This window comes from Campylobacter concisus (genome assembly GCF_003048595.2).
GTDB classification, from domain to species: domain Bacteria; phylum Campylobacterota; class Campylobacteria; order Campylobacterales; family Campylobacteraceae; genus Campylobacter_A; species Campylobacter_A concisus_L.
Genome location: NZ_CP049270.1, coordinates 1,518,441 through 1,542,417 on the forward strand (window position 1 = coordinate 1,518,441; position 23,977 = coordinate 1,542,417).

At 37.3% G+C, this 23,977-nt stretch carries 28 protein-coding genes; 5 read left to right on the forward strand and 23 right to left on the reverse strand.

Annotated elements, in window-relative coordinates:
* Window positions 1-84: 84 nt before the first annotated feature.
* From CVT15_RS07665 to CVT15_RS07735, 17 genes are all read right to left on the reverse strand, one after another.
* Entirely contained in the window at window positions 85-729 is a 645-nt protein-coding gene (locus tag CVT15_RS07665; RefSeq protein ID WP_087586126.1) for an ABC transporter ATP-binding protein, read from the reverse strand.
* Entirely contained in the window at window positions 729-1,793 is a 1,065-nt protein-coding gene (gene tsf, locus CVT15_RS07670; protein ID WP_087586125.1) for a translation elongation factor Ts, read from the reverse strand. The genes CVT15_RS07665 and tsf overlap by 1 nt, the downstream gene beginning before the upstream one ends.
* Complete coding sequence (rpsB, locus tag CVT15_RS07675) at window positions 1,793-2,581, reverse strand: 30S ribosomal protein S2 (RefSeq protein WP_103576643.1); 789 nt, start codon at window positions 2,579-2,581, stop codon at window positions 1,793-1,795. Before rpsB ends, tsf begins: the two co-directional genes overlap by 1 nt.
* Window positions 2,582-2,880: 299 nt before the next feature.
* Window positions 2,881-3,630, reverse strand: a complete 750-nt coding sequence (locus CVT15_RS07680; RefSeq protein ID WP_230853916.1) for a hypothetical protein — start codon at window positions 3,628-3,630, stop codon at window positions 2,881-2,883.
* A 78-nt stretch (window positions 3,631-3,708) separates the two neighbouring features.
* Window positions 3,709-3,912, reverse strand: coding sequence for a hypothetical protein (locus CVT15_RS10055; protein ID WP_230853917.1), 204 nt, complete (start codon window positions 3,910-3,912; stop codon window positions 3,709-3,711).
* Window positions 3,913-3,922: 10 nt separating this feature from the next.
* A complete protein-coding gene (locus tag CVT15_RS07685) occupies window positions 3,923-4,132 on the reverse strand; it encodes an acetyltransferase (protein ID WP_087584152.1) in 210 nt (69 codons plus the stop codon).
* Entirely contained in the window at window positions 4,122-4,841 is a 720-nt protein-coding gene (gene pgeF, locus CVT15_RS07690; RefSeq protein ID WP_087586123.1) for a peptidoglycan editing factor PgeF, read from the reverse strand. The genes CVT15_RS07685 and pgeF overlap by 11 nt, the downstream gene beginning before the upstream one ends.
* 10 nt (window positions 4,842-4,851) lie before the next feature.
* Window positions 4,852-5,466: a riboflavin synthase gene (locus CVT15_RS07695; RefSeq protein WP_103576644.1), complete on the reverse strand. Its 615-nt coding sequence runs from the start codon at window positions 5,464-5,466 to the stop codon at window positions 4,852-4,854.
* Window positions 5,467-6,074: 608 nt separating this feature from the next.
* Window positions 6,075-6,917 (reverse strand): YwqG family protein, encoded by an 843-nt coding sequence (locus CVT15_RS07700; RefSeq protein WP_103576645.1) that lies wholly within the window; start codon window positions 6,915-6,917, stop codon window positions 6,075-6,077.
* Window positions 6,918-6,928: 11 nt separating this feature from the next.
* Window positions 6,929-7,111, reverse strand: a complete 183-nt coding sequence (locus tag CVT15_RS10060) for a CbrC family protein (protein ID WP_230853918.1) — start codon at window positions 7,109-7,111, stop codon at window positions 6,929-6,931.
* Complete coding sequence (locus CVT15_RS07705) at window positions 7,062-7,829, reverse strand: CbrC family protein (protein ID WP_230853919.1); 768 nt, start codon at window positions 7,827-7,829, stop codon at window positions 7,062-7,064. Before CVT15_RS07705 ends, CVT15_RS10060 begins: the two co-directional genes overlap by 50 nt.
* A gap of 157 nt (window positions 7,830-7,986) precedes the next feature.
* Window positions 7,987-8,922, reverse strand: coding sequence for an acetyl-CoA carboxylase carboxyl transferase subunit alpha (gene accA, locus CVT15_RS07710; protein ID WP_087586120.1), 936 nt, complete (start codon window positions 8,920-8,922; stop codon window positions 7,987-7,989).
* 1 nt (window position 8,923) lies between these two features.
* Window positions 8,924-10,135 (reverse strand): beta-ketoacyl-ACP synthase II, encoded by a 1,212-nt coding sequence (locus tag CVT15_RS07715; protein WP_103576646.1) that lies wholly within the window; start codon window positions 10,133-10,135, stop codon window positions 8,924-8,926.
* Window positions 10,136-10,169: 34 nt separating this feature from the next.
* Window positions 10,170-10,403 carry an acyl carrier protein gene (gene acpP, locus CVT15_RS07720; protein WP_002941395.1) on the reverse strand — a complete coding sequence of 78 codons (234 nt, stop codon included), beginning with the start codon at window positions 10,401-10,403 and terminating at the stop codon, window positions 10,170-10,172.
* A gap of 88 nt (window positions 10,404-10,491) precedes the next feature.
* Window positions 10,492-11,235, reverse strand: coding sequence for a 3-oxoacyl-ACP reductase FabG (gene fabG, locus CVT15_RS07725; protein ID WP_103576647.1), 744 nt, complete (start codon window positions 11,233-11,235; stop codon window positions 10,492-10,494).
* A 58-nt stretch (window positions 11,236-11,293) separates the two neighbouring features.
* Complete coding sequence (locus CVT15_RS07730; RefSeq protein WP_107898033.1) at window positions 11,294-11,713, reverse strand: pyridoxamine 5'-phosphate oxidase family protein; 420 nt, start codon at window positions 11,711-11,713, stop codon at window positions 11,294-11,296.
* Window positions 11,714-12,082, reverse strand: coding sequence for an L-arabinose ABC transporter (locus CVT15_RS07735; RefSeq protein ID WP_230853920.1), 369 nt, complete (start codon window positions 12,080-12,082; stop codon window positions 11,714-11,716). It abuts the gene before it with no gap.
* 84 nt (window positions 12,083-12,166) lie between these two features.
* Between CVT15_RS07735 and CVT15_RS07740 the strand changes: the two genes are divergently transcribed.
* Window positions 12,167-12,688 carry an ATP/GTP-binding protein gene (locus CVT15_RS07740; protein ID WP_103576649.1) on the forward strand — a complete coding sequence of 174 codons (522 nt, stop codon included), beginning with the start codon at window positions 12,167-12,169 and terminating at the stop codon, window positions 12,686-12,688.
* A gap of 18 nt (window positions 12,689-12,706) precedes the next feature.
* Here the strand turns inward: CVT15_RS07740 and CVT15_RS07745 are convergent, their stop codons facing one another.
* Window positions 12,707-13,447: an EI24 domain-containing protein gene (locus tag CVT15_RS07745; RefSeq protein ID WP_103576650.1), complete on the reverse strand. Its 741-nt coding sequence runs from the start codon at window positions 13,445-13,447 to the stop codon at window positions 12,707-12,709.
* Window positions 13,444-14,139, reverse strand: coding sequence for a dUTPase (dut, locus tag CVT15_RS07750; RefSeq protein ID WP_103576651.1), 696 nt, complete (start codon window positions 14,137-14,139; stop codon window positions 13,444-13,446). Before dut ends, CVT15_RS07745 begins: the two co-directional genes overlap by 4 nt.
* A gap of 129 nt (window positions 14,140-14,268) precedes the next feature.
* Between dut and CVT15_RS07755 the strand changes: the two genes are divergently transcribed.
* A complete protein-coding gene (locus CVT15_RS07755; RefSeq protein WP_021091806.1) occupies window positions 14,269-14,457 on the forward strand; it encodes a hypothetical protein in 189 nt (62 codons plus the stop codon).
* Here the strand turns inward: CVT15_RS07755 and CVT15_RS07760 are convergent.
* On the reverse strand, window positions 14,454-16,631 hold the full coding sequence (locus CVT15_RS07760) for an EAL domain-containing protein (RefSeq protein WP_230853921.1): 2,178 nt from the start codon (window positions 16,629-16,631) through the stop codon (window positions 14,454-14,456). The genes CVT15_RS07755 and CVT15_RS07760 overlap by 4 nt on opposite strands.
* Before the next feature lie 269 nt (window positions 16,632-16,900).
* On the opposite strand from CVT15_RS07760, the gene CVT15_RS07765 reads away from it, so the two are divergent.
* Window positions 16,901-17,440, forward strand: coding sequence for a hypothetical protein (locus tag CVT15_RS07765; protein WP_107898031.1), 540 nt, complete (start codon window positions 16,901-16,903; stop codon window positions 17,438-17,440).
* Here CVT15_RS07765 and CVT15_RS07770 read toward each other — a convergent pair.
* Window positions 17,433-19,760: an EAL domain-containing protein gene (locus CVT15_RS07770; protein ID WP_107898030.1), complete on the reverse strand. Its 2,328-nt coding sequence runs from the start codon at window positions 19,758-19,760 to the stop codon at window positions 17,433-17,435. The two genes, CVT15_RS07765 and CVT15_RS07770, sit on opposite strands and share 8 nt — an antisense overlap.
* Window positions 19,761-19,769: 9 nt before the next feature.
* On the reverse strand, window positions 19,770-21,611 hold the full coding sequence (gene ciaB / locus CVT15_RS07775; protein WP_103576497.1) for an invasion protein CiaB: 1,842 nt from the start codon (window positions 21,609-21,611) through the stop codon (window positions 19,770-19,772).
* A 90-nt stretch (window positions 21,612-21,701) separates the two neighbouring features.
* On the opposite strand from ciaB, the gene CVT15_RS07780 reads away from it, so the two are divergent.
* The gene (locus tag CVT15_RS07780) at window positions 21,702-22,115 is read left to right on the forward strand and encodes an acyl-CoA thioesterase (RefSeq protein WP_103576496.1); all 414 of its coding nucleotides are present in this window, start codon (window positions 21,702-21,704) and stop codon (window positions 22,113-22,115) included.
* 144 nt (window positions 22,116-22,259) lie between these two features.
* A complete protein-coding gene (locus CVT15_RS07785) occupies window positions 22,260-22,898 on the forward strand; it encodes a Crp/Fnr family transcriptional regulator (protein ID WP_103577084.1) in 639 nt (212 codons plus the stop codon).
* A gap of 81 nt (window positions 22,899-22,979) precedes the next feature.
* On the opposite strand, the gene CVT15_RS07790 is transcribed toward CVT15_RS07785, so the two are convergent.
* Window positions 22,980-23,846 (reverse strand): formate/nitrite transporter family protein, encoded by an 867-nt coding sequence (locus CVT15_RS07790; protein WP_107898029.1) that lies wholly within the window; start codon window positions 23,844-23,846, stop codon window positions 22,980-22,982.
* Window positions 23,847-23,977 lie beyond the last annotated feature (131 nt).

Below are 23,977 nucleotides of genomic sequence, written 5' to 3' on the forward strand. Positions count from 1 at the left end.
ACACTACAAAGATCGAGCTAGGCTTAGCTAGTCAAATTTATAAAAATATCAAAAGATAAAATAGTAAATTTTAGTTTTAAGAAACTAAGAAATTTGTATAAGTTCTTTATTTTCAAGCTTGTATGAGTTATTGCATTTAGCTGCTAGATCGTTGTCGTGGGTGATTAGAACAAGAGCAGCGTTGTTTTTATTTATATAGTCAAACAAAACTTGCATCACTTCATTTGCCGTTTGCTTGTCAAGGTTGCCCGTTGGCTCGTCTGCAAAGATGATCTTTGGCTTTTTAGTAAGCACTCTAGCGATACTCACACGCTGTTGCTGACCACCACTTAACTCACCAACTTTTTGGTTTATAACGCTTAAAATTTTAAGTGCCTCAAGCTCTTTTTTCTCTATATTTTCTCCAGATAGAATGCTTGCAAGCTCGATATTTTCATAAGCGCTAAATCCTTTAAAAAGATAGTGCGACTGAAAAATGATGCCAAAATGAAGTCTTCTAATAGCCAAAAGCTCGTTTTGAGAAAGCTCATAGATCGATCTATCTTGATAGATGACCTCACCAAAATTTGGTTTCAAAAGCGTTGAAAGTATATGTAAAAGTGTTGATTTTCCACAACCGCTAACGCCGGTTATCGCAATGCTTTGTTTTTGATTGAGAGTTAAATTTATATTGTTAAAGAGCGTATAATCATACGCAAAGCCTAGATTAGACGCTCTTAAAATTTCCATTAGCCTATTTGAGCAGCAACTTCTGCAGCAAAGTCATCTACTTTCTTTTCTAAGCCTTCGCCAAGTTCAAAACGAACGTATTTTACGATCTCGATCTTGCCACCAAGCTCTTTGCTTTTCTCTTCGATAACTTGTTCTATAGTCTTTTTATCGTCCATTACATAAAACTGGCCTAAAAGTGTAAGGCGTTGGTCAAGCACTGTGTTATCAGCGTAAAATCTCTCGATCTTGCCAGGAATGATCTTATCCCAAATTTTCTCAGGCTTGCCCTCAGCTTTTAGCTCTTCTTCGATCGCTTTTGTAGCTTTTGCAAGCTCAGCCTCGCCTATCTGGCAGCGACTAGCATACTCAGGGATGTGGTGAAGTGGCTTGCCTAGGCGTTTTAGCTCTTCATTGTCTTTTTCAAGCTCAGCGCGAAGTGCGATAAATTCTTTCTCAACGAACTCTTTATCAAGATCTTTATAGCTTATAACGCTTGGCTTCATAGCAGCTGCGTGCATACATAAATTTCTTATAAATTCTGCTGCCTTGTTTGCAACTTCAGCACTTTCGCAAGCTGCACCGATAAGTACGCCAACGCGGCCATTTGAGTGAACGTAGCCATTTACCACACCCTTATCATCAGCGCTAATAGTCTCAAAGCGGCGTACTACAAGATTTTCACCGATAGTTGCGATCTGAGTCTTGAAGTAATCTTCAAATTTAACACCATTTAAAGTGCTCGCATTTAGCTCTTCAACTGTTTTTATGCCGCTTGATTGGATGTGAGCTGTTGCGTCTTTTGCAAGTGCTTGAAACTGTGGATTTCTAGCAACGAAGTCAGTTTCAGAGTTGATCTCGCTAATAGTTGCTTTTTTGCATTTTGAGCAAACTTCAACGCTTACTAAGCCCTCGCTTGCAAGGCGATCAGCCTTTTTAGCAGCTTGACCAAGACCCTTTTCACGAAGGATATCAACAGCTTTTTCCATGTCACCATTTGCTTCGCCAAGTGCCTTTTTGCAGTCCATCATGCCAGCTCCGGTTGATTCGCGGAGCTCTTTTACCATTTGTGCAGTTATTTCCATTATTCTTCGTCCTCGCCAAAGTCTTCTTCGCTTATAGCCTCAGCTACAACTGCGTCTTTCTCACCTTGGCTTACTTCTTCGCCAGCAACTTGCTCGCCACCATCTTGTTCAAGAAGTGATTTACCTTCGTTGATCGCCTCAGCCATCTCTTGGCAGAAAAGCTGAACAGAGCGGATCGCGTCGTCGTTTCCTGGGATCGGATAGTCAACAACGTCAGGATCGCAGTTCGTATCGATCGGTGCTACAACTGGGATCTTTAGACGGTTTGCCTCTTGAACAGCGATCTTTTCTTTAACTGTATCAACAACAAATATCATATCAGGTAGGCTTTTCATATTGCGGATACCGCCAAGAGTTGCGATAAGCTTCTCTTTTTTGCGGCGAAGCATCAAAGCCTCTTTTTTAGTTAGTAAATTTATCGAACCGTCTTCTTCCATAGTTTCGATGACTTCAAGTTTGCGGATAGACTGGCGGATAGTACCAAAGTTTGTCATCATACCACCTAACCAGCGGTGATTTACATAAGGCATTCCACATTTTTCAGCGTACTCTTTGATAGCGTCAATAGCTTGTTTTTTAGTGCCAACAAATAGCACTGACTTGCCCTCAGCAGCTGCGTCACGAACGATGTTGTAAGTGTAGCGGAAGTAGCGGATAGTCTTTTGTAGATCTATAATATAGATGCCTTTTCTCTCGCCAAAGATAAATTTTTTCATCTTTGGATTCCAGCGGCGTGTTTGGTGACCAAAATGTACGCCACACTCTAATAAATCTCTCATAGTTACCATGAGTTTCTCCTTGTTTTAGGCATTTTGCCTTGAATTTAGTTTTATCCTCCACGACCATTAATGCTTTCGCACAACCAAATTTAGGATTGTCGTGTGTGAAATAAAGCTTGGATTATATTGAAACTTGGCTTTATTGAAGCTAAATTTAAAGATTTCTTTAGCTACAAATAAAGCTCAAATTTCTTTAAATTTACTCGAAAAAGCCTTTTTTAACGACCTTTTCATCCTTGACACAAAACTCGCCTTTTGCGATCACGTCGTATAAATTTAGCTCCTCATCAAAGACACAAAGATCAGCATCATTGCCCACTTTTATCTCGCCTTTTTTGGCTTAAATTTAGATATTTCGCCACGTTTTTACTCATCAAAGCCAAAGTATCCTCTATATTTAAAATTTTATTTCTTACCAAAGCTTGCAATACCTCTAAATTTGACGCACATGAGGCACAGCCATATCCCACTAGCTCGCCATTTTCCTTAAATTTAGGCACGCTACCGTTTCCGTCTGAGCTCATCGTTAGGCGCTCTAAATTTAGCCCATTTTCAAGGCCGTAAGCCACCACCTCATGAAGTGGGGCAAATTTACTTCCACCGCTTGTGATATCGATGTTTCCGCCCATTTTTTGAAATTTCAAAGCCTCGTTAAATAGGTCTTTTGTCCTAGCGCAGTGTGTCAGCGAGAAGTAATGAACTGGGAATTCGTAGTATTTTATCACCTTAAAGACGTTGTCAAATTTCTCACTCAGCCCTCCCATGTGCATGTGAAGCACGCCGCCTTTTTTAGAGACCATGCCGCCTATGCGTATCTTGCTTAGGATCTTGATGAGCTCCTCTTTTGAGACGTAGCTGCCGCGGTTATCGGTTAGTGCGATCTTTACGCCGATCGCTTTGTCGATTAGTATGATATCCTTTGCGATGTCGCCGGTAAATGTCACACAAGGGCTTGCGTATGAGCCAGTGTGGATGAAGGTTGAGATGCCCTCAAACTCGAGCGCTTTTGCTTTTGAGTAGAGATTTTCCAAGCTTCTAGTAACCACGTCAGTCCCCAAAACGCCAACAAGAGTCGTCGTGCCATATTTTACGATCTGACTAAGCGTGATCTCAGGCGTTCTTGAGTGATATCCTGCCTAGCCGCCGCCACCCGTGATATGCACGTGCTGATCAATGAGGCCCGGGGCTAAAATTTTGCCTTTTAGGTCGTAAATTTCAAGCCCTTCTACGCTAAAGCTTAGCCCATCACCGATGGCTAAAATTTTACTACCACCTACTAAAACATCGCATTTGCCAAGAAATTTTGGCGTGTATAGATTAGCATTTTTAAGCAAAAGCATATTTTCTCCTTTATTTGCTAAGTTGTACTTTTTCCTCTATCTCCATCAGTTTTATAAAAATTTGCTCGATATTTTCCCTATCCACGGCGCTTAGCTCCATCTTTTTTGAGCTAAGTAGCATCTGTACAAACTCTTCATTCATAAGCTGCTCAAAGCCTAAATTTCTAGCGTTTTGAGCTATTTTTGCCACTAGTGGATTTTTAAAGCTCTCATATCCCATTTTTATCCTTAAATTTGACCGCAAATCCGCAAAATCTACCGCACACGCCGTCTCTTCGGTATGAAAAATATCTCTCGTCGCAGTGCGTACAGACCTCACTAAAGTTTAAATTTTTAACCCCAAGTGCCTTAAATTCATCTCTCAAGGCCGCGTTCATATCAAAATTTCTACCTATTTTATATGCGTTAAATTCCCCAAGATCAAGCTCGCCCACCTCGTAGCAGCTGCCTTTTATATTTGCCCCGATAAAGACACTGATGTCGCCCGCTCTTGAGCCAAATTTCTCGCTCATAAGCGTAACTGCTTTTGTGCAAATTTTTAGCATCACGCCAGCTCTGCCTGCATGAGCCACGCAGATAGCGCCCTGCCTCTCATCTATCATCACAACAGGCGAGCAGTCCGCCACCAAGACGCAGATGCCAACATCACTTAAATTTGTGATCACAGCGTCACACTCTGGTAGCTCGTCTTTTTCATCTTCAAGGATAAAAACCTTGTCCGAGTGGATCTGCTTCATAAATTTAAGCTTTTTCACGCCTAAATTTTGAGCTAAAATTTCTCTATTTTTGATGACGTCTGCTAGGTTGTCACCCACGTGATCGCCTAAATTTAACGAGTTAAATTTACCCTCACTCACGCCGCCAAGCCTGTTTGTAAAGCCAGCAGTGATGCCATTTTTATCAAAAACGATCTCTAAATTTTCACGCATCTTCGCTCGCTTAGTAAAGACTTGAAATTCTCTCGACCTCGTCCCAGCTAAGGCCGCCATTTTGCTTAGTCTCAAGCATCCTAGCCACGTAGCGAGCCAGCAAGTCGCTCTCGATATTTACGCGTCTGCCGACCTTGAAAGTGCCAAAAAGGCTATCTCTAAACGTGATGGGAATGATCGTGAGCCTGATACCTTTTGGCAAAATTTCATTTATCGTAAGGCTCACGCCCTCAACGCCAATCGAGCCCTTGTTTGCCATGAGAGCCATCGCCTCACGTGGCAAGTCTATGTAAAAATCAACGCCGTTTTCATGCTTTTTTATAGCCGAGATCACGCCGATAAAGTCGATGTGTCCTTGCATCAAATGCCCATCCACGCGCTCGCCAAGCTTCATCGCAGGCTCGATATGCACCAAGCCACTTAAATTTTCAACCGCGACATTTGCCCTGCTCTCTGCGCTTAGCTCCACGCTAAAGCCATCATCATATAGTTTGGTTACACTTAAGCATGCGCCATTTACTGCTATGCTGTCGCCTAAATTTGGGCGGAATTTAGCCTTTAGCCGTAAAACATTTTGCGAGTAGCTAATGACATCGGCAAGCTCTCTGATTAAGCCATTAAACATATTTTGCCTTTAAATTTTTTAAGGATTTTACTAAAATTTGCCTAAATTTGGGCATCGATAAGCTTGGTATTTTATAAAAAGAAAAAATAAATTTAAAGCCTTGATGGGCAAAAATGCTAGTAAAATTTAGCTTCAAGCTACTCATTTGAAGTGGCTTGCTTGGTATAAATTTAGATCAAATTTGCAATCTCAATGAGCCAGTTTGCCAGCCCTTTTGGCTTTGAGATCATCAAAATATGTCCGCTATCAAGCTCTTTTGTCTTTGCATTTATCTACTTTGTAAAACGCTGCTGCAAGCGAAGTTAGCGGATTTTGCACGGCAACAGCGTTAATGCCAGCTTCTTACAAGTGGCGGATCAACTCAGCGTAGCAAGAGCCATCGACAAATGTGCCATGAACTAAAACAATATTTTTAATCATCTTTTTTAAATTTGTTTGGTTTTGACCTTTTGCAGGCGATGTTTAAGCAAAAGTAGGCAAAATGGCACTTACTGCAAGCAAAGCAGTCGTAGCAAGAAAGTGCGTACGTGATGAAATTTTAGGTATAAATCCCTTTAAAAGGATTGTCAATGATACAAAAAACAAGCGATCTTAATAAATTTTCATAATTAGCTTGTCTGCAAAACTAGCCACGTCTTGCTAAAGTCGCGCGCCGTCAGGTCGTTCCTCTTTATCCACAGATAAATTCTGCCCTCTCCGTCCCAGTCCATGTCGCTCTCCCAGTCGCTATCTATCTGCAAAAGCAGCCGCCACTGGACAGCGTTTTTCTCAAACTCAGCGATATTTTGGTGGTGATAAGCGCTACCATCGCCGCAGTCAAGGCCATTTGCCACGAGCTCACACTCTAGCTCCATGCCGTCTTGGATGTTGTCAGAGTGACCAAGTAGCTTGTTTTCTTTGACCTGCCAGCTTGGCTCGATGACCTCGTGATAGGCATCCCACTCCTCCTCGCTAAATTTACCAAATGGCACGAGCGAGCTTTGCAAACTTGGCAAATTTAGCTCGTTTTTAAAGCTAAGAAAGCGTGCGCCAAATGTGAAATTCACGCCACCCATATTTTGGCGAGCAAGCTGGTCTTGAGCTGCCTCGGCAAAGATCACGGCAAAGCCCTTTTTATCTGTAGGGTCGTAGCCCCAAATGCGTAAATTTATATCATAAAAAAGATAGAGCATACCACTTTTTGGTAGTAACCCGTCGGTGTCAAATTTGCTAACTTCAGCAAAATTTATCTGTGCCACAAAGCTAAGCGCGCCGTTTTCATTTGACGGCCAAGGCACGCTAGCTGGCAGATCAGGCTGTCCGCCAAATTTAGACGTTCCAATGGCGATATCACCGTCATCTTTAGCCTGCGCGTCTATCTTTATAGCATTTTTAGCCATTGGCTTTAAAAACTCAAAAAGCCCCTCCAGACCGCGCTCTTTGCAGCCTTTATAAATTTCATTTAGATCCATATTTTACCTTTCTAGCAAGCATCGATGTAGATGTGATACTTTTTGCAGTGCAAGCAACGAAACAAATATCCAGCAAAGTCGCCGCCCGCTACGAGCACCTCGCGCGCCATTTTGACGTCATACTCGTCTCTTTTTGCGTAGTCATCAAAAACCTCGTCTGCGATGCCAAGCTCTAAAAGCTCCTTCGTACCCACATCGCCCAAAAAATGCGTAATAATCATCACAGCACACGACCCAGTGCTCGCCCTGCCAGCTCTCATAGCCAGGTGTTCTTCTAAAAAGCTCCTCATCTTTTTTGGCGTCATCAGTGGCGAGTTGGTCGGCGTCTTGCACAAAAGTAGCGTCAAATTTCTTAGCAGCTGCGCCATTTGAGACGCAAGCTGGGCAAAGATAGGTGACGTCTTGCTCGCTGTATATGCCGTTATCATAGTAAATTTCAGTGTTTTCGCCGCAGCACTCACAAGTGACACTCATATCATCTTTAAATGCCCCAGTTTTTAAAGGCTCTGAGTGATAGCAAAATTTTGGCAAGGTGGCAGCCTTTGCCTTTTGGGCTAAAATTTGCTCTTTACTCTTTGGTCTTGGCACCGCCCATTTGTCGCCCTCATCCATAAACTGCGCAAGATAGCCAAGCGTTTTTAGCTGCTTTTTGTCGTTTCTATCGTGTATCTTTAAAAGTAACTCATAAGCGCTCTTTTGCATAGACAAAAGCTGATAAATATCTACTAAAACGTGTTTTGCCTGCGGCTCCTCGCTTGCTTCAAGCTCTTCTTTAAACTGATACAAAGCCTCTACGCTTACTGCATTGCCCTTATTTTTGTAGTAATCTTTTGAAAGTTTTATATATTTTTCTTGAAATTTATCCACAAATGACCTTTGTTTAAATTTGCTAAGAATTTTAGCCTTAAACACTTAAAAGTCGCATAGATGAGTTATTAAAATTTAGAAGATTGCGATAAAAATATAAAATTATTTCATTTTTTAAAATTAAAAAAGCGTATTAAATTTAATGCAAAGGAGAGTCACAAGCAAATTTACTTAAATTTCAACTCACTTGTGACTATAAATTTTACTCCTCGTAAGCTCCGATAGAGAGGATTTTGTCTATTCTTTTTGCGACAAGCTCGTTTATATCAAGCTTCTCAAGCTCGGCTAGCTCTGAGATGAAGTAGTTTGCAAGTGCTTTTGCAGCGCCGTCTTTATCTCTGTGCGCTCCATTTATAGGCTCGTCTATCACAGCATCGACTAACGACAAATGCTTTAGATCATCAGCCGTTATCTTCATAGATTTTGTAGCTTGCTCTTGTTTAGCTGGGTCGTTCCAAAGTATCGCAGCACAACCCTCTGGTGAGATGACTGAAAAGACAGAGTTTTTCATCATAGCAAGTCTATCAGCCACGCCAATAGCTAAAGCACCGCCGCTTCCACCTTCGCCGATAACGACAGCTATTATTGGAGTTTTTAAATTTGCAAATTCAAATAAATTTCTAGCTATGGCCTCGCTTTGACCTCGCTCTTCAGCGCCAACGCCAGGATACGCACCTGGAGTGTCTATCAAAAATAAGATAGGTAGGTTAAATTTTTCAGCCAATTTTGCTACGCGTAAAGCCTTTCGGTAGCCCTCCGGATGAGGCATACCAAAATTTCTTTTTAGTTTATTTTTAGTGCCACGACCTTTTTGCTCGCCTATAACGACAGTCTTTTTGCCTCCGATATAGCCGATGTAGCAGACTATTGCTGGGTCATCGCGAAATGCCCTGTCGCCATGGATCTCATAGCCATCAACTAAAAATGAATTTATATAGTCAATAGCATATGGTCTATCTGGATGACGAGCAAGTTGCAAACGTTGATATTCGTTTAAATTTTTATATACTTTTGATATTTCTTTAGATAGGTTTTTATTTAAAATTTCAACAGCATGTTCATCGCCTCTGATCTTAGCATTTGCTATATCTTCATCAATTTGCTTTATGCTCTTTTCAAAATCTAAATAATTTGACATCTTAATCCAACTTTTTAAATATCACGACGCCGTTTGTTCCGCCAAAGCCAAATGAGTTACTCATAACAGCTTTTATGTCAGCTTTTCTAGCTTTATTTGGAACGTAGTCTAGATCGCACTCTGGATCAGGAGTTTCGTAGTTTATCGTTGGAGGGATAATGCCGTCTCTCATTGCCATTATAGATATAACAGCCTCGATCGCACCAGCACCACCTAGACAGTGTCCGGTTTGACCTTTTGTTGAGCTAACTGGTGGACATTTATCACCAAAAACTGCTTTTAGTGCCGCAGTCTCATTCTTATCATTTACAGGTGTTGAAGTACCGTGCGCATTTACATAATCTATCTTTACACCTTTTGCCATATCAAGTGCTTGTTTCATCGCACTTAATGGGCCTTCAAGTGTTGGCGATGTGATATGGTGTGCATCTCCGCTCTCACCAAATCCAACTACTTCAGCGTAAATTTTAGCACCTCTTGCAACAGCCGACTCATACTCTTCAAGTACAAGCGCACCGGCTCCTTCACCCATTACGAAACCATCGCGATTTGCGTCAAATGGCCTCGATGCCTTACTTGGTTCATCATTTCTAGTTGAGAGAGCTTTCATTGCTGCAAAGCCGCCTATACCTACACCACAAATAGTAGACTCAGCACCGATAACTAGCATATTTGTAGCTTGACCGATCATTATACATTTTACAGCTTGCGATATCGCATGAGTGCTTGCTGCACATGCTGTTACACTAGACAAATTTGGACCTTTAAGTCCGTGGTTTATAGAAACTATGCCACCTAACATATTTACAAGTGCCGATGGAATGAAAAATGGCGAAATTCTCTTTACGCCTTTTTCAAAATATGTAATCGAGTTTTTCTCAATATTTGGCAAACCACCTATGCCAGCTGCCGAGCTAACGCCAAATTTATGAGTATCAAACTCTTTAAAATTTGCATCAGCCATAGCTTCATTAGATGCTTTTATGCCAAGCTGTATGAAACGATCTACTTTTTTCACCTCTTTGCCATCTAAAATGCTATTTGGATCAAAATCAGTTATCTCGGCAGCAATTTTAACAGGGAAGTCACTTACATCAAAACTCGTGATCTCTTTCACGCCTGTTTTACCCTCGCAAATAGCCTTAAAAGAACTCTCTTTGTCAAGACCAAGTGCGTTTATCATGCCTATACCAGTTACAACGACTCGTTTCAATACATCTCCTTAAATCAAACTATGCAAATTTAAATTATTTGCCTAGTTTTTCTATATAATTTACAACGTCTTGAATGCTTACTAATTTCTCTGCTTCGCTATCAGGAATTTCTACTTCAAATTTTTCTTCTAAAGCCATAACTAGCTCTACAACGTCAAGTGAATCTGCACCTAGGTCTTCAATGATTTTAGACTCTAGTTTTACTGCTTGTGGATCTACACTTAGTTGCTCTACAACTACGTCTCTTACGTCTTCAAATACTGCCATTTTAAGGTCTCCTTATAAAAAATGTCTGTTATCTTATAATATTTACGCTTTTATTTATTTTAAATTTCAGAACTTATCTGAAATTTACCTACATATAAAGTCCGCCGTTTATTTTTAGCGTCTCTCCAGTTACGTAGCTTGCGTAATCACTTAGTAAAAACGCTACTGCCTCAGCCACCTCGCTAGCGCTACCGAAACGTTTTAACGGGATATTATCACTATAAGTTTTTTTCACCTCATCACTTAGGCCATGCGTCATATCAGTCTCGATAAAGCCCGGAGTTACGCTGTTAAAGCGTATATTTCTGCTTGCACCCTCTTTTGCAAAGCTCTTGCTCATCGCGATTAGTCCGCCTTTGCTAGCTGAATAGTTTACCTGTCCTGCATTTCCCATCTCACCAACGATAGATGCGACGTTTACAACCGCTCCAAAGCGCTTTTTACTCATCGCTTTTAAAGCCTCTCTACATCCTATGAAAGCTGAAGTCAAATTTGCATTTATCACATCTGTAAATTCGCTGGTTTTCATGCGAAGCGCTAGTTTGTCATTTGTGATACCAGCGTTATTTACAAGGTAACTTAGCTCGCCGTCGCTATCGACTATCAAATTTATACCTTTTATAAATTCATCTTCGTCTGTTGCGTCAAATTTTATCACTGCAGCCTTGCCGCCATTTTGCTCGATCTCAGCCTGCAAAGCGTCTGCTATCTCAGGCTTTGAGCGGTAGTTTATCCACACTTTTAAGCCCATATTTGCAAGCGTCTTTGCGATCTGTGCACCGATACCTCTGCTTGCACCTGTTATTAGCACGTTTTTTCCGCTAAATTTCATAAATTCTCCTTATTTTTTTCTAATTTTTCAATGATTGTAGCTTATATAAGCTTAACGTCTAAATTTTATCGCTTCTTTCCCACTTTATCTTTTTGCCAAAACCTAGAGTGTTGCTAGTAAATTTAAGCTTTTCAAGATTTATGCACCAAATTTTTGGATCCATCGCTTTTGCATAAAAAAATCTTTTAAAGTAAATTTCTCGCTCACTTGCGCTAGCCTCGCTCATCACTCCTTGAAACTGTACGCCCTCTATCTTGCCAACGATCTTTGTATCAAGAGCGACCGTACCAGCAACAAGCTTTGAGTTTTTTAAAAATTTAACATGTGAGCTATCATCAGAGCTAGCTAACAAAAGGCTAAAATTTAGCTCATCAAAGGTATAAAATGCACTAAAAGCGTAAGGCTGCCCATCATCATCGATGGCGCAAACACTTGCAAGATGCATCTTTTTTAAAAATTTTACTATCCTCTCATCCATCTAAATTACCCTAAAAATGTCAAGAATGGCTTGAAATTTAAAGATGACTACGGCGATTATCAGCACCCAAAGCGTAAAAATAATAAGCTCTATTAGAGTAAATTTATCTTTTGCAACTTTTTTAAAAACAAACATCGTTAAAAATGCTCCTAAAAAGCCACCAATTAGCGAAAAATAGTGGATCGCATTTACCTTTACAAAGCTTGGCAAAAGTCCTTTAAAAAATAATGAAAACATCAAAATGGCAAGCAAATTTGCAAGTATCAAGTAGTAGCCAACGACTGGCAAAACTGGGCAAACTCTAGCAAAAACGAAGCTTAAAACAGTGATAAGCATCAGCAAAAAGATCCTAGTCCCAAAACAACACATCGCCCGTCCTTTTTTGACGCATTTTACAAAATTTTGCTTTATGAAATTAAAATTTTGCCGATTTAGCCTCAAAAGGATTTAAAAATGCAAACAAATTTCTACTCTCAAGGAAGCTACAACAACATGAGCTTTTCGATGAAGACTAGCTCGGGCGATGAGATAAGCTTTTCGATGTATGACAACAAAAGTTTGGAGTTTTCAAGCCAGAAAGATGGTACTTCAAGCCAAAGAAGTCTTACTCTCACGCACGAATATGGCTATGAGTTTTTATATAAAGGAAACGGCATAGACGAGCAAGATATGAAAGAGATCGAAGAGGCGATGAAGCAAATTCGCCCACAAGTTGATGAATTTATGAAAAACGTCAAAGAGGGCGACAAGATCGCGGGTAGCAGCCAAAGCATAAGTGATCTTTCAAACAAGATCAAGCAGATGTTGCCTGACGCAAAAGATCTAAATCACAAAAATTTCATAAATGACAATATGCTAAAGATGTTTGACGAGCTTCTGGCTAAAAATGATGCTAATAAAAATCTACTAAGTGCCACAAAAAGGCTATTTGATACCTTACTTGACGAGAGCAACAAAGTATCTTACTATGCGTAAATTTAGGGCCTTTTGGCTCTAAATTTTTATAAGTGCTTCTTTCTCAAAAAAGAGGTGCGACAAGACTATCACGAAATAAAGCTGAAAAAATAGTCCCACAAGTGGCACAAGCGAGATGAGATAAAACAAAAGCGTAAAAGCTATAAATTTTATCCCGCCACCTTCAAGCAGTGCTAGCTCAAATTTATCACTATCAAGAGTGTTTGAGCCAACGTCTATCAGTAAAAGTTTGTAATAGATATAAAAAAATGGCACGTTGATGATGAAAAAATTTAAGACTGGTACAAATAAAAGAGGTAGGCAAACGAGCAATATCACAAGAAATTTCATGATCTCAATCATCATCACCTTTAGCACTCTAGCCGTGCTAGCCTCGCTTTTAAACACGTGGTTGTAGTGCCTTTTGTTTATCTCTTTAGTAACAACTGGAGTTAAAAAGCTAGCTACGACTAGAGCGATCACGATGCTAATGATGATCGTTAAAAAGGTGCTCAAAATATAAAAAAGTATGCTAACTATCCATTTTGTGGCGCTAAAGCTTAAAATTTTAATAGCGATAAAAGAGAGCGCCGAGTTTGGCTCTAAAAAGGCAAAATTTTCGTTTTTAGCGCTATCACTTAAAAGGTCAAATATCTCACCGCCGCCCCAGATGCTAAGCCAAGCTAGGCAGACGATGCTAAGGAGAAGCGGCAAGATGGATAGCGCTATAAATTTGGCTGTAAAAAAGTCTTTAAAACCAAGGCGAAGAAGGTTTATCATTTCACCTTTTTATATTCAAGCTCAAGTGCGGCGTAAATTTCACCTATCTTACTAACGCCATTTGACAAAATTTCACTCATCACTTCATTATCTTCGCGTCCGTTCCAATTTTTCTTATAGCTGCCTTCTTTGTAGCCATTATTTTGACGGAAGCGATTTAGCACATTTTTAGCGATGTAGCACTCATAAAGTGAGTATAAATTTACGCCACATTTTAAAGACATAGAGAAGTAAATTTTTAAAATATCAAATATATCGTAGTCAAACCCGCTGCACTCATGTATGAGCATTTCAACGTCATTCATTATCTCATAAATGCTCTCGTCTTCGATCTTTAGTGGCTCTTTACAAAACTCACTAAAACCGCTTGATTGACAAATATCATCAGCTAAAGTTTCTATGTCTCCAAGCTGTTTTGATTTATAAATTTGCAAAGCCAGACTCATTATAAAGTGCCAGATATCAACAACTTCTATGCGTAAATTTTGCTCATCAGTCTTAGCATCGATGCTCTTCCAGTGCTTCCAAGCAAAGCTATCTATAAGCTCAGCGCACTCCATATAAATGCAACGCCTCCAGCTGATTAGTTTATTTTTATTAGTATAACCATTTTCCCAGCCAAGCCCATTTGTCTCGTCATTTAGGCTCTGCTGCATCTTTAACATCTCTAAAATAATCGTTCTTTCATTCATTTTAGGCCTTTTAAAATTTTAAAGGATTATAACAAAAAATTATTAAATGCCACGAGGCAAGCTTGACTTAAATCATTTTATGTATAAAATTTAGGAGCTAAAATAAGCAAAAATTTCAAAGGAGAAAAAATGAGAGAAAAAGATCTAGTGGTTTGCAATGTTTGCGGGCTAAAAAGCAGTGATGATACAAATGCAGTTTTTATCCACGCTCATAAAAATGGCGAAGAAGTTGATATCTGCACCAGTTGTGTTCCAAGCGTAATCCATGGCTCAGGTATGGTCGTAAAATCAAACGAAGAGATAAAGGCTGAAATTTAAACTTTAGCTATCATTTGAGGATCTTGTCTTACAAGGTCTTCAAATTCTTCTGCACTCATAGGACGAGATAGGAAAAGTCCTTGCACTTCATTACAATCAAGCTCTTTTAAGAAATGAATATCTTCTTCTTTTTCTACGCCTTTTGCGCCAACTTTTATCTTCATTGCCTTTGCTAAATCAATAATTGCAGATACGATTTGTGCATCTATTTTGCTATTTGATGCTTGAGCAACAAATTCACTTGCTATTTTTATACGCTTAACACCGTACTTTCTAATATAAATAAATGAAGTATATCCAGAGCCAAAATTATCTATACAAACATCTATATTATTTTCTTTAAGAATAGAAAAAATTTTATCGAGCGTCTTAGTATTATTTGTCCATATTTCTTCGCCAAATTCTATTTCAAAAAGCTCCGGGCTTATATGATACGAGCGTAAGCTAGAAATAAAATCTAAAACAAATTTTTCTGATTTACTTTGAATCTGTGCAACATTTATACTTATTTTTGGTATCAAGAGTTTTTCTTTTTGCCATCTATCTACATACTCTATGGTCTTTGAAACTAAAAGCGAGCAAATATCGTTTAAAATATCGCTATTTACATTTACCTCTTTCATAAATTTGCTTGCTTCCATCAAGCCAAATTTTTCTGATTTCCAATATAAAAAAATCTCCGCGTAGATCATTTTTTCGATTTTTAGATCAAATATTGGTTGAAAATACACATGAAGGTCTTCTTGCAAATTAGCTTTTTTAAGCGCGATCTCGATACTTGAGCTTAAGTGCATTTCATTGCTAATTTTATCGCTATAAACCATAGGATTTAAAGCTGGATTTTTCTTGGCGTAATACATTGCCATATCTGCATTTTTTATAATATTTCTTGGATTTGCCGTGCTATTTTTTGTTGCTACGTCTATGCCTATTATGCACTTAAGCCCAAAGTGATATCTATCTATTTGAATTGGTTTTTCAATAGCATCTTTTAAGGCAATACCAAGATTTACGCGTTTTGTATGACTATTTACCTCCATTTTTGCTAATACGATAAATTCGTCCGCACTAATCCTTGCTATGGCCTCTTGTCTATTGCAAACTTCAAGTATCCTTTTTGCAACTAATTTTAAAATTCTATCGCCTATTTCGTGCCCGTAAGATGTATTTATGCTTTTAAAACGGCTTAAATTTATATAATAAACCGCGATTTCCTCATCTTCAGAGATGCTTTTGCACATTCTTTCAAGCTCATTTACTATAAAATTTCTATTGCCAAGATCTGTTAGATAGTCTTTCTCAGACATATCTTGAAGTCTTAAATTTGCGAGCATAAGTTCATTGGTTCGCTCATGCATCGACTTTTCCATCTCTCTATGAAGATTTCTCTCATAATCTAATATTTTTCTACTTGCGATAGAGCTTTTAACGTAGTAATTAACAATAGCGTTTACAACCAAGATAAATAGTGAGATAAGTGCGCTAAAAGATGTTAGATCTTCTTGTAATAGCAAAGGTAAAACTATTATTATTGGTAGCCATTTTGATCCTATTGAGATATCTTTATCGGTATTTGTAACATATTCGTTTTGGGCTTTTAAATGAAAAGCTCCTATCATCAAGAAAAAGAATGGAACGATATATAAAAAATCTATTTTATGGCCAAAATTTACATTTGAGATCTGACTATAGAAAATAAATAAATTTAGCATCGTAAATAAAATGCTAGCTGATATAAGGTAAAAGCCACTAATTTTTATATGAAGCAAGCTGCTTGTAAAAATCTCACTTAAAGTGATAAAAAGTATAAGAAAATTTATGGCTACAATAGAGAGAAAAACGATATTTGATCTATTATTTATCATCGATAAGATATCTACTTCATCAAAAATACCATATATTAAAATTACTATTAAAAAAAAGACACTTATGCTATCCATAATGATGGCTAATTTCTCTTGACTGGCTGCAAATTTTGAATACAAAAATATACTAACGCCAGCTAAAATAGATATCATCGGCAACATAAAAAACACATCAAGATATGCATAAGAACTATGAGCCCGCAATAGTATATCTTGATTTAACACCATTAATGCATCGCAAATAGACCATAAAAAAACACCAAAACATATTGCAAGCCAATGCGTTATTTTGGTTTTTACTTTATCCATTGAAGTATAAATGCCAAAAGTTATCATAAAGAAACTAAGCAAAATAGATATTTTTCCAATTAGATTATAGTCTAGTAAAGATGCTAATAGTGCAAATACGAATAGCGCTACAACTGCAACTAAGATCCATTTTCGCATGCCAGTTATAGATGATTTTGATATTAAAAAAATAGTGTCCCTCTCCTAAGAAATAGTCCAAATTATACAAAAATTGACTTTGCTTTTGGTTATAATTTCCCAAAAAATTTTAAAATTCACAAAGGTATCTTATGAAGTGCAATATCGTCATAAATGGACAAAATTTAATAGATTATAAATCTTTTATCTTATTTTTCTCAAAGGCGGCAAGAAAGCAGTATTTTATAAACACTTTTATGATATTTACTGAAGCCATCATAGCTGGTTTTGTTGCTGATATGCTATTAAAAAGTAAAATTTTTACTGTTATCGGAGCTGTTTTTGCTATATTTTGGATCATTTTTTATCCTATTTTTTTAAAAAGAAGTCGCATAGCTGCATTAAAAAGAATTGAAATTTCATATGTTCAAAAGCAAATGAATTTTGAAGTAAATGAGAAATTTCTGGCTTACTATGAAAACAAACCCAAAGAAAATGAAAAATTTGACCTAAATAAAGTTAGTGAAATTTATGAACTCAAAAATATTTTTATCATTTTTTTAGAAGAAAAAATTCATCTAATAATCCCAAAAGATGAAACTAGTTCAAAAATGATAAATGAGCTGGCTAAACTTTGCCATAAAGATATTTTGAAATTTGAAAATTTTAGCGCAAATAGTGTGCTTAAATAGCGCTTATTATAAGCTTTTCAAAATCCTCTGCACTCATTGGCTTGCCCCAAAGATACCCTTGCACCTCATCGCATCCAAGCTCTCTTAAAATTTCAAGCTGGGTTTCATCTTCGACGCCTTCAGCAATAGTCTTTAGCTCCACATTTTTAGCCAAAGCTATAACGCTTTTTACCACGTCTTTATCTATATCATTTTTAGCAATATTATCTATCAGCTCTTTAGCGATCTTTAGGCGACTCATAGGATATTTTTTGATGTAACTCATCGATGAAAAGCCTGTGCCAAAATCATCTATTGAGATACAAATTCCTCTATTTGAAAGCTCAGATAACGCACTTTGCATCATCTCTTCGGCATTTACAAGGCTAGCCTCAGTGATCTCAACATCTACACAAGATGGATCGATGCCGTATCTATCTATATAGCTTAAAAATTTAGATGCAAAATTTATATTATCAATCTGTTTTGGTGAGATATTTATGCCTATTTTTAGGTTTGTATTATATTTCTCATTCCAAAAGGCCATTTGTTTTATAGCATTTTTTGCCACCCATTTTCCTATCGCATTGATAATAGAACTTTGTTCAGCTATTGGGATAAATTTTGATTGATCTACCGAACCTTTTATAGGAGAGTTCCACCTAACAAGAGCCTCTGCTCCTACTATTTTTTTACCTTCTATTAGATACTGGGGCTGAAATTTTAGCTCAAATTCTTCATCAAAGCTTATGCTATTTAGCAATATTTCTATGTAGTTTCTATCCTGAATAATGCTTTTTATATCACTATAAAAAACATACTTTTCAGATGCATCTTTCTTTGCTGCTTCTAGTGCTGCTTCTGATTGCATGATAAAATCATCAGCCAAAATTTCACTAGTTTGTGTCGAGCTAATCCCTATTTTCGCATCAAGTACAATTTTATAATCATCTATAACTATTGGCTCTGAAATAGATTTTAGTAGATAATGCAAAAATTCTCTGCAATGTACATTTTCATTTTGCTTGACAACAACGATGAAGTCATCTCCACCAGACCTTGCAAATAAGGAATCGTTTGGTGGCAATATTGACTCAATATTTGAAGCGAACTTTGCTATTACATCATCGCCGATATAATGCCCATACGAGTCATTTATCGCTTTAAAATGGTTTATGTCAATACTATAAATATCTATCTTTTCGCCAAGTGCCTTTGACTTTATCATCTCTTCAAGCCTTGCAATAAAATACTGGCGATTTAGAGCATTTGTCAAATAATCATATTTACTGATCCTTTGTAGGTGCCTATTTGTCTCTTCAAGCTCTTTTACTTTACTTTCTATCTGATTATTTAATACTTTTTTGATATGTATTTCACGTTTAATTAAAATATCCATCTTTCTAACGTTAGAAAATGTATAAGATAATGCCCCGTATGCAAGCAAAGTAACTAAAATAGAAAATAACCATGTCAAATTTATCTTCCAAGAGTACAAGATCATAATCGTCAAAAATGCAGCGAAAACAAATAGCTTTTGTATTAAAATTTTATCAAAATCATTTCTGAGCGCCCTAAATTTTAGATTTGCCTCACCCTCTCTTAAATGAAGCGTAGCAACAAACAACATAAAAAATGAACTCTTAAATACAATGTCGTATCCAAAAAAGGATATTTCATCTATCCAAAAATCCATTGTAGTGGTAAAAATATCATAAGTGCTTATTGCAATAAGCGCTATCAAGCATAAAAGTATAGATAGTCTTCTTTTTGAAAATTTAAGTGAAAAAAATGCAATAAATGAACTACAAAACATAAATAAATCTATGGCGATGTAACTTAGATTAAAAAAATCTTTTTGGCTTAAAACTTGAGTTAAATTTCTATTAAAAATCATAAACCACATAAAACTAAAATATATTGCAGAAATAGAAACTGAGTCCACAAACACTTGCATTAAAAATAAATTTTTCAAATTTTTGATCAAAATGTAAAAAGCAGAAAATGCAAACATAAAATATGAGACTACGTATGAAATTTGTATAAAATTGACTTTAGAAAGAAATTGTTTAAGAAAATCAACCTTATCATATAGCATCCACATAGTGTCTGATGCTACCCAACAAGTAAGGCCTATTAATATATATATCCAATATGTTTTTAAATTTCTTGTCTCTTTTAGCTTTAAAAAGATAAATAATGTGATCATAAAATCAAATAGAGTAGTAATTATGTCTTCATAAAAACCACTAGCAATAAAATAACTAACAACATATACACAAAAAAGTATCAACATAAATACAAAAGATACTTGATTTTCGTTGCTTATTTTACTTATCATGTTCCGTCTTTATATATCTTTCTCTACCTTTTTGGCTAAACTTTGCCATCTTTGCCACTCGCCACTATCATCGACGTCGTTGCCGATAGCTTCGTATCTAGCGTAAAAATGCTCAACAAATTTCTTGCACTCTTCATCTTTTGGTAGATAGCTTAGTTCATCTTTTTGGCAAAATTTCTCCAAAAACGTGCTCGCATCAACTTTTTTAGCGTATGTTTGCGCTAGATCGTAGTAGTTTTCTAAGCAAATTTCTTTAAATTTAGCGTAAGCTTGCTCGCTCATATCCACGCTTAGCTTGCCGTCAAATTTAAGCACGCCAGCCCTAAAAAGCAAGCTAAGATGTATGAGTCCCTCGCAGTAATAAGCCCTCACCTCATCGACCTTTCGCCACGCGATAAGCCCAACAGCACGAGCTATTAGCTCATGAAAGACGGCCATTTTATACTCCGCCTCTTCGTGCAAGAAAAAATTTACTAGCCCGCCAGTCGTCGCCTTATACTCTTCTATAAATTTAAAAACACCGCTTTTATTCATACTCATCTCAGTATCAAGTCCGATAAAGAGAATGTGCCCAAACTCATGGCCGATCGTTGAAATTTCATATACTTTTTTCCAAATTTTTGGCTTTAAAAATAAAATTTCCCTACCAAAATCCAAAAATTCCCTACTAAAAATTTCAGCCCCAAGCTTCATAAAAGGCTTTGCTTTTGCCCCCTCATAGACGTGATTTACAAAGGCAAAAATTTTCTTACCACATTTTGCACTCACACTTTCATCGTTTGGCACGACTTGAGCGCTAAAAAGTCCGTTTAGCTCCGCTGCGTAATAGATCATCGGCACGCTTATATAAAGCTGCGTTCTAGCAATATTTTCACTAACTGCCTTATTTGTCTCGGCGTTATCAAATTTGACCTTTTCGCAAACGCTCTTATAAGTTTTTGCCACTTTTTCTTTAAATTTAAGCTCATCTATGCCCTCGCTATCAACCAGCCTAATATCCCACTCAAGCGCGACTGCGTGCGTGTAGGCATCCTCGTAGTACTCTAGCGGATGGCCTGGCTGAAGTGCGCCTTTTACATCCATCCACGCTATCTCGGCTTCTTGCCAAGCATTTATCACCTTTGCATTATCCTCTTCACAAAAGGCGTTTTGTAGCTTTTCGAGGTATTTTACGTAAGATTTTTGCTCATCGTTTTTGGCTAAATTTGTTAAAATTTCAAGATTTTTAGTAAAAACGCTTTTAAGCTCTCTCACCTCATCTTTAAAAGCAAGTGCGTAAGGCAAAAAGCTAAATTTATCACCTTCTTTTACTACCGCGCCATACGTTCTATCAGCCCTAGCGCCACTAGCGTCGCACTGAAATAAGCCGTTTTTAGTGATAAACTCATTTGCCTGGCTTAGATCTTTAAATTTAGCCTCAAACTCTTTGTTTGTAGTGTCGATAATACGATCCTGCCATGAAATTTGCCACGCATTTAGACTAAGTCCAAGCTCGTGCATAGCCTGCACAAAGGCTTGATTAAACTGATCTAAAATTTTCTCTTCTTTGGCCTTTTCTAAAAGCTTGGCGTGCAGATTTTCATATAAATTTCTAACGTAACCATACATTAAATTTAGCACTCGTTTTTGCTCGTCTTCGCCTAGATTTAGTTTTTTTAGCTCATTTTGAAGCGGATCTACTTTAAGATCTACTATCCTTCTTGCAAGAGCTAGTTTTTGGCTTGGTGTGCCAGCAAGAGCACCAATTTTAACAGCCTCGTTTATGATATCATCGTCTAAATTTTTATAAATAGCATTTAACTTATTTTTTTGCTCTTTTGTGAGTTCATTTAATCTTTTAAAATCGTTCATTTTTTCATCCCCTGAAGTTGCAAGATTTTAGCATAAAGCCTTAAAATTTGCTACAATCAACCAAAAATTTTAACATCTAAAAGGCAAAAAATGGATATTTTAAAGGATTTTGGTGAGCCACGCATAAAACAAGTTATGTTGCCAAAGGACACAAACTCAGCTGGAAATATTTTTGGTGGCTGGATAATGAGTCAGATCGACCTTGCAGGTGCACAAGCTGCAAGAGAAATTTCTCCTGAACGCGTTGTGACGATTTCTATGAAAGAGATCATTTTCAAGCAACCTGTCTTTGTTGGCGATGTGCTAAGCTGCTACGCAAAGATCATCGCAGTTGGCAAAACATCGATAACAACACAGATAGAAGTAACTGCGCTGAGGCTAAATGACGGTGGTTTTAGAGAGACTATACATGTCACAAGCGCCATCGCGACCTACGTCAGTGTAACAAAAGATGGACATAAAAAACTTATAGATGAAAATCTAAAAAAACTTCATGGTTTTTAAAAATTTGGTTGCATTTTATGCAATCTTCTTTTAAAAATTAATACTATTTTTAAAAATTATTGAAATTTAAAAATTAAAAAGCAAAAATTTCAACTTGATTAAATACTTTCTAAGATAAAATCCAAAACTACTTTTGGGAGAATCATGAAAAAGTCACGTTTAGGTCTTTTGCAAACACAAATTTTAGATATCCTAACTCAAGCCGAGCTTGATAAATTTGAGTACAAAAACCTTCCAAAAACAAGCATTATCTACGCAGAAGAGATCAAAATCATCATTTTAAAAAGTGGCTGTGCAAAGCTTTCGTTTTTTGAAGATGGGGAAGAATTTATCCTTTACCGTTTGGAAGCAAACAACATTGCTGTTCTTGATGATAATTGTGCTTTTGAAATTTTAGAAGACGCAAAAATTTACTCCATAAACTTAAGCAAAATAGGTGAAATTTTATCAAATGTAAATGTTGTAGATGAAATTTTAAAAGCGGCGTTAAACGCCATCATCGTGCAACGTCAGATCATAAAATCCATACTTTTTGAAGATGCAAAAGGCAGGATTGCAAATTTTTTGATCGAGCTTGCAAAGGAGCAGGATCTAAAACAAAATGGATATCACTACATATTTTTGCCATTTTCTCTAAAGGTACTCTCAAGCTTTGTGGGGCTCAAACGCCAAAGCGCTTCAACTGCATTTAATGAGCTTATAAAAGACGACATCATAAGAAAGATCACACCACACGAGTTTTTAATAATTGATTATGAAAAACTTGAAAGTTACACAAACTAAAAATCAAAAATTTTTATAATGACTAGTAAAGAGTAGCCTTAGAGGATTAGTCTTTGCCAAAAAAGCAAAGACTAAAAATTTTTAAGCTTTTTTCTTCATATCAAATTTATTAGCCATAAAGCCAACTAAACCAACAAAGAAAAGTCCGCCACAGATATTACCAAGTGTAACTGGAACTAAGTTTTTACCGATGAAATTTCCCCAGTTTAAAACTTCTAGTTTTTCAGCCGTAATGCCATGTCCTAGAGCCGTAGCCGCAGCAGCGATATCTCCGCCGTTTGCCGCTATATAGTGAGCTTTTGAGATGATGGCTTCAGTGATTATGAACATATTTGCCACGCAGTGCTCCATAGAGCAAGCCACAAATGCGCCGATCATCCACATAATGGCAAAGAATTTACCAGATAGATTGCTCTCGCTTGTCGCAGTCCAAATAGACATACAAACAAAGACATTACAAAAAATTCCGCGGATAAATAGCTCATGAAATGGTGCTGTGATCTTGCCAATACCAGCTGGTATAAAGTGCTGCAAGATGTAGCCATCATACTTTAGTGGCAAGCCTGAGTAGTAGTACATATACGCAATCAATGCGCCACCAACGAAGTTAAATATCCAAACGATAGCCCAGTATCCGATAGTCTTACCTAGTTTTAGCTTTCCTTCATATGCGCTAACACCACTTAAAACAGAGCTTGTAAAAAGATGTCCGCCATAAAAGACAACCATCATAAGACCACAGCTAAATGTGATACCGCCAATAAAATTTGAAAGTCCAATAGACTGATTTTCAGCCATACCAACTGTTGAGTGAGCCCAGAAAATATCACCCATAGCAATAGCAGCTCCAGCCATGATAGCAAGGAAGATAATACTAGTAAGCGGCATATGAGCCTTATGCTCCATAGAGCTTGAGACCGCTTGAGCGGTTTCTGCTGGATTTAACATCACATTCTCCTTTTTATTTTTAATCTCGCACATGAGCCAAGCTCATCTTTGCGACCAAAGTTTAACACTTTGCAAAATCACTAAAGTAAAATCAATGCTTGCGATTAAAAGCAAATTTTTGTCTTTAGTAA

Bases quoted from the DNA above. Each gene is read 5' to 3' on its own strand.
- CVT15_RS07755 (WP_021091806.1), top strand. From the start codon at position 14,269: ATGAGAGAAAAAGATCTAGTGGTTTGCAATGTTTGCGGGCTAAAAAGC.
- CVT15_RS07790 (WP_107898029.1), bottom strand. From the start codon at position 23,846: ATGTTAAATCCAGCAGAAACCGCTCAAGCGGTCTCAAGCTCTATGGAG.
- CVT15_RS07730 (WP_107898033.1), bottom strand. From the start codon at position 11,713: ATGGATGAGAGGATAGTAAAATTTTTAAAAAAGATGCATCTTGCAAGT.
- CVT15_RS07765 (WP_107898031.1), top strand. From the start codon at position 16,901: ATGAAGTGCAATATCGTCATAAATGGACAAAATTTAATAGATTATAAA.
- CVT15_RS07735 (WP_230853920.1), bottom strand. From the start codon at position 12,082: ATGTGTTGTTTTGGGACTAGGATCTTTTTGCTGATGCTTATCACTGTT.
- rpsB (WP_103576643.1), bottom strand. From the start codon at position 2,581: ATGGTAACTATGAGAGATTTATTAGAGTGTGGCGTACATTTTGGTCAC.
- CVT15_RS07740 (WP_103576649.1), top strand. From the start codon at position 12,167: ATGCAAACAAATTTCTACTCTCAAGGAAGCTACAACAACATGAGCTTT.
- accA (WP_087586120.1), bottom strand. From the start codon at position 8,922: ATGTCAAATTATTTAGATTTTGAAAAGAGCATAAAGCAAATTGATGAA.
- tsf (WP_087586125.1), bottom strand. From the start codon at position 1,793: ATGGAAATAACTGCACAAATGGTAAAAGAGCTCCGCGAATCAACCGGA.
- CVT15_RS07785 (WP_103577084.1), top strand. From the start codon at position 22,260: ATGAAAAAGTCACGTTTAGGTCTTTTGCAAACACAAATTTTAGATATC.
- CVT15_RS07685 (WP_087584152.1), bottom strand. From the start codon at position 4,132: ATGGGATATGAGAGCTTTAAAAATCCACTAGTGGCAAAAATAGCTCAA.
- ciaB (WP_103576497.1), bottom strand. From the start codon at position 21,611: ATGAACGATTTTAAAAGATTAAATGAACTCACAAAAGAGCAAAAAAAT.
- CVT15_RS07780 (WP_103576496.1), top strand. From the start codon at position 21,702: ATGGATATTTTAAAGGATTTTGGTGAGCCACGCATAAAACAAGTTATG.
- CVT15_RS07665 (WP_087586126.1), bottom strand. From the start codon at position 729: ATGGAAATTTTAAGAGCGTCTAATCTAGGCTTTGCGTATGATTATACG.
- acpP (WP_002941395.1), bottom strand. From the start codon at position 10,403: ATGGCAGTATTTGAAGACGTAAGAGACGTAGTTGTAGAGCAACTAAGT.
- CVT15_RS07770 (WP_107898030.1), bottom strand. From the start codon at position 19,760: ATGATAAGTAAAATAAGCAACGAAAATCAAGTATCTTTTGTATTTATG.
- dut (WP_103576651.1), bottom strand. From the start codon at position 14,139: ATGAATGAAAGAACGATTATTTTAGAGATGTTAAAGATGCAGCAGAGC.
- pgeF (WP_087586123.1), bottom strand. From the start codon at position 4,841: ATGCGTGAAAATTTAGAGATCGTTTTTGATAAAAATGGCATCACTGCT.
- CVT15_RS07695 (WP_103576644.1), bottom strand. From the start codon at position 5,466: ATGTTTAATGGCTTAATCAGAGAGCTTGCCGATGTCATTAGCTACTCG.
- fabG (WP_103576647.1), bottom strand. From the start codon at position 11,235: ATGAAATTTAGCGGAAAAAACGTGCTAATAACAGGTGCAAGCAGAGGT.
- CVT15_RS07700 (WP_103576645.1), bottom strand. From the start codon at position 6,917: ATGGATCTAAATGAAATTTATAAAGGCTGCAAAGAGCGCGGTCTGGAG.
- CVT15_RS07760 (WP_230853921.1), bottom strand. From the start codon at position 16,631: ATGGATAAAGTAAAAACCAAAATAACGCATTGGCTTGCAATATGTTTT.
- CVT15_RS10055 (WP_230853917.1), bottom strand. From the start codon at position 3,912: ATGCTTTTGCTTAAAAATGCTAATCTATACACGCCAAAATTTCTTGGC.
- CVT15_RS07745 (WP_103576650.1), bottom strand. From the start codon at position 13,447: ATGATAAACCTTCTTCGCCTTGGTTTTAAAGACTTTTTTACAGCCAAA.